This window comes from Paenibacillus selenitireducens (assembly GCF_002021565.1).
Taxonomy (GTDB): domain Bacteria; phylum Bacillota; class Bacilli; order Paenibacillales; family Paenibacillaceae; genus Paenibacillus_K; species Paenibacillus_K selenitireducens.
In genome coordinates this window covers 1-3,319 of the sequence record NZ_MSZX01000039.1, presented here as the reverse complement: position 1 = coordinate 3,319, position 3,319 = coordinate 1, and the positions used below count along the sequence as shown (strand labels likewise).

General features: G+C 52.0%; 1 tRNA gene and 1 rRNA gene. Both read left to right on the top strand.

Annotated elements, in window-relative coordinates:
* Window positions 1-155 precede the first annotated feature (155 nt).
* Window positions 156-231: transfer RNA gene (locus BVG16_RS32245), tRNA-Ala, on the top strand.
* Between the two features lie 134 nt (window positions 232-365).
* Window positions 366-3,293: ribosomal RNA gene (locus BVG16_RS32240) — 23S ribosomal RNA — on the top strand.
* The last annotated feature ends 26 nt before the right edge of the window (window positions 3,294-3,319 follow it).

The following is a 3,319-nucleotide window of genomic DNA, read 5'->3' as shown; positions in this document are numbered from 1 at the left end:
TGGTTAGAGCGCACCCCTGATAAGGGTGAGGTCGGTGGTTCGAGTCCACTAGGGCCCACCATTCAAATTTTATATTTTCAAGAAGTGACTGGGGTCCCCGAAAAGTAATCGGAATAGGCCTCGGAGAATAAAGTTCACTTTTTGGGGTAAATTATGGGGCCATAGCTCAGCTGGGAGAGCGCCTGCCTTGCAAGCAGGAGGTCAGCGGTTCGATCCCGCTTGGCTCCACCATAAAAGTAATACCATTTGATCCTTGAAAACTAGATAAACGAAACAAACAATTGCGAATTAGAAATATCCTTTTAGCTGATCTTGTGTAAACAAGAATCAATAAATTGGTAGTCAAAGATGATTGTATCATCAATGGTTAAGCTACTAAGAGCACACGGAGGATGCCTAGGCGCTAGGAGTCGACGAAGGACGTGGCGAACAACGAAATGCTTCGGGGAGCTGTAAGCAAGCTTTGATCCGGGGATGTCCGAATGGGGAAACCCGGCTGGTGTAATAGCCAGTCACTCACATCTGAATACATAGGGTGTGAAGAGACAGACGAGGGGAACTGAAACATCTAAGTACCCTCAGGAAGAGAAAACAAAAGTGATTCCGTCAGTAGCGGCGAGCGAAAGCGGAATAGCCTAAACCAATCAGCTTGCTGGTTGGGGTTGTGGGACGTCTCACATGGAGTTACAAAGGAACCGATTAAACGAAGAGGTCTGGAAAGGCCCGCCATAGAAGGTAAAAGCCCTGTAATTGAAAGTCTGTTCTCTCCGAGACGGATCCCGAGTAGTGCGGGGCACGTGAAATCCCGTATGAATCCGCCAGGACCATCTGGTAAGGCTAAATACTACCTAGCGACCGATAGTGAAGCAGTACCGTGAGGGAAAGGTGAAAAGCACCCCGGGAGGGGAGTGAAATAGAACCTGAAACCGTGTGCTTACAAGAAGTCAGAGCCCGATCTATGGGTGATGGCGTGCCTTTTGTAGAATGAACCGGCGAGTTACGTTCCCGTGCAAGGTTAAGGTGAAGAGCCGTAGCCGCAGCGAAAGCGAGTCTGAATAGGGCGACTTAGTACGTGGACGTAGACCCGAAACCGTGTGATCTACCCCTGTCCAGGGTGAAGGTGCGGTAACACGCACTGGAGGCCCGAACCCACGCATGTTGAAAAATGCGGGGATGAGGTGGGGGTAGCGGAGAAATTCCAATCGAACTCGGAGATAGCTGGTTCTCCCCGAAATAGCTTTAGGGCTAGCCTCGGTGTTAAGAGTCGTGGAGGTAGAGCACTGATTGGGTGCGGGGCCCGCCAAGGGTTACCAAGCTCAGTCAAACTCCGAATGCCATAGACTTATAACCGGGAGTCAGACAGTGAGTGCTAAGATCCATTGTCAAAAGGGAAACAGCCCAGACCATCAGCTAAGGTCCCCAAGTGTGTGTTAAGTGGGAAAGGATGTGGAGTTGCAAAGACAACCAGGATGTTGGCTTAGAAGCAGCCATCATTTAAAGAGTGCGTAATAGCTCACTGGTCGAGTGACTCTGCGCCGAAAATGTAACGGGGCTAAACACACCACCGAAGCTATGGCTTGATACGTATGTATCAGGGGTAGGGGAGCGTTGTATGTAGGTTGAAGGTGTACCGTAAGGAGCGCTGGACAGCATACAAGTGAGAATGCCGGTATGAGTAACGAAAAGACATGTGAGAATCATGTCCGCCGAAAGCCTAAGGGTTCCTGAGGAAGGTTCGTCCGCTCAGGGTAAGTCGGGACCTAAGGCGAGGCCGAAAGGCGTAGTCGAAGGACAACAGGTTGAAATTCCTGTACCACCGTAAGCCGTTATGAGCAATGGGGTGACGCAGTAGGATAGTGACGCAGACTGATGGATGTCTGTCCAAGCAGTGAGGCTGATGTGTAGGCAAATCCGCACATCGATAAGGCTAGGCTGTGATGGGGAGGGAAAATTGCAGTACCGAAGGTCATGATTTCACACTGCCAAGAAAAGCCTCTAGCCAGGTGATGGTGCCCGTACCGCAAACCGACACAGGTAGGCGAGAAGAGAATTCTAAGGCGCGCGGAAGAACTCTCGTTAAGGAACTCGGCAAAATGACCCCGTAACTTCGGGAGAAGGGGTGCCCCGGTAGTGTGAATAGCACGAGGGGGCCGCAGTGAAAAGGCCCAAGCGACTGTTTAGCAAAAACACAGGTCTGTGCGAAGCCGTAAGGCGAAGTATACGGGCTGACGCCTGCCCGGTGCTGGAAGGTTAAGGGGAGTGGTTAGGGGTAACCCGAAGCTATGAACCGAAGCCCCAGTAAACGGCGGCCGTAACTATAACGGTCCTAAGGTAGCGAAATTCCTTGTCAGGTAAATTCTGACCCGCACGAATGGCGTAACGACTTGGGCGCTGTCTCAACGAGAGATCCGGTGAAATTTTAATACCTGTGAAGATGCAGGTTACCCGCGACAAGACGGAAAGACCCCATGGAGCTTTACTGCAGCTTGATATTGGACTTTGGTACGATCTGTACAGGATAGGTGGGAGCCTTTGAAGCATGAGCGCCAGCTTGTGTGGAGGCGACGTTGGGATACCACCCTGATCGTATCGGAGTTCTAACCTAGGACCGTAACCCGGTTCGGGGACAGTGTCAGGTGGGCAGTTTGACTGGGGCGGTCGCCTCCTAAAGAGTAACGGAGGCGCCCCAAGGTTCCCTCAGAATGGTTGGAAATCATTCGAAGAGTGCAAAGGCATAAGGGAGCTTGACTGCGAGACATACAGGTCGAGCAGGGACGAAAGTCGGGCTTAGTGATCCGGTGGTACCGCATGGAAGGGCCATCGCTCAACGGATAAAAGCTACCCTGGGGATAACAGGCTTATCTCCCCCAAGAGTCCACATCGACGGGGAGGTTTGGCACCTCGATGTCGGCTCATCGCATCCTGGGGCTGAAGTAGGTCCCAAGGGTTGGGCTGTTCGCCCATTAAAGCGGTACGCGAGCTGGGTTCAGAACGTCGTGAGACAGTTCGGTCCCTATCTGTCGTGGGCGTAGGAAATTTGAGAGGAGCTGTCCTTAGTACGAGAGGACCGGGATGGACATACCGCTGGTGTACCAGTTGTTCCGCCAGGAGCACCGCTGGGTAGCCAAGTATGGACGGGATAAGCGCTGAAAGCATCTAAGCGTGAAGCCCCCCTCAAGATGAGATTTCCCAATTAGTAAGACCCCTTGAAGACGACGAGGTTGATAGGTTGGAGGTGGAAGCGCAGCAATGTGTGGAGCTGACCAATACTAATCGGTCGAGGGCTTATCCTAHGCTNDGRYANAGTATHNATSSGYAS